General features: G+C 67.7%; 1 protein-coding gene. It reads left to right on the top strand.

The window, feature by feature from the left end; translation table 11 throughout:
* Positions 1 to 1,187: elongation factor Tu (tuf, locus tag MKK69_RS20575; protein WP_243970947.1), on the top strand; the 1,187-nt coding region annotated here is incomplete at its 3' end.

The raw sequence follows: 1,187 nt of genomic DNA on the forward strand, positions 1-1,187 counted from the left end.
ATGGGCAAGGAAAAGTTCGCTCGCACCAAGCCGCACTGCAACATCGGCACGATCGGGCACGTGGATCACGGCAAGACGTCTTTGACGGCGGCGATCACGAAGGTCCTGGCCGAGACGGGCGGGGCGACGTTCACGGCCTACGACCAGATCGACAAGGCGCCGGAGGAGAAGGCGCGCGGGATCACGATCTCGACGGCGCACGTGGAGTACGAGACGGCCAACCGGCACTACGCCCACGTCGATTGCCCCGGCCACGCCGACTACGTGAAGAACATGATCACCGGGGCGGCGCAGATGGACGGCGCGATCCTGGTGGTGTCGGCGGCCGACGGCCCGATGCCGCAGACCCGCGAGCACATCCTGCTGGCCCGCCAGGTCGGCGTGCCGGCGCTGGTGGTGTTCCTCAACAAGGTCGACATGGTCGACGACGAGGAGCTGCTGGAGCTGGTCGAGCTCGAGGTGCGCGAGCTCCTGTCGAAGTACGACTTCCCGGGCGACGACATCCCGATCACCAAGGGCTCGGCGCTGATGGCGCTGGAGGACAAGGAGCCCAAGATCGGCAAGGAGGCGGTGCTGGCGCTGATGGCCACCGTCGACAGCTACATCCCGCAGCCGGAGCGGCCGATCGACCTGCCGTTCCTGATGCCGATCGAGGACGTGTTCTCGATCTCGGGGCGCGGCACGGTGGTGACGGGCCGGGTCGAGCGCGGGATCGTGAAGGTCGGCGAGACGGTGGAGATCGTCGGCATCCGCGACACGCAGACCACGACGGTGACCGGCGTGGAGATGTTCCGCAAGCTGCTCGACCAGGGCCAGGCGGGCGACAACGTCGGCGTGCTGCTGCGCGGCACGAAGCGCGAGGACGTGGAGCGCGGCCAGGTCGTGTGCAAGCCGGGTTCGGTGAAGCCGCACGCCAAGTTCAAGGCCGAGGCCTACATCCTGACCAAGGAAGAGGGCGGGCGGCACACGCCGTTCTTCACGAACTACCGGCCGCAATTCTACTTCCGCACGACGGACGTGACCGGGATCGTGACCCTGCCGGAGGGCACCGAGATGGTGATGCCGGGCGACAACGTGACCATGGACGTGGTGCTGATCGTGCCGGTGGCCATGGAGGAGAAGCTGCGCTTCGCCATCCGCGAGGGCGGCCGCACCGTCGGCGCCGGCGTCGTCGCCGCCATCAACGA

It is taken from the genome of Methylobacterium sp. J-026 (assembly GCF_022829585.1).
In the GTDB taxonomy this organism is placed as follows: Bacteria; Pseudomonadota; Alphaproteobacteria; order Rhizobiales; family Beijerinckiaceae; genus Methylobacterium.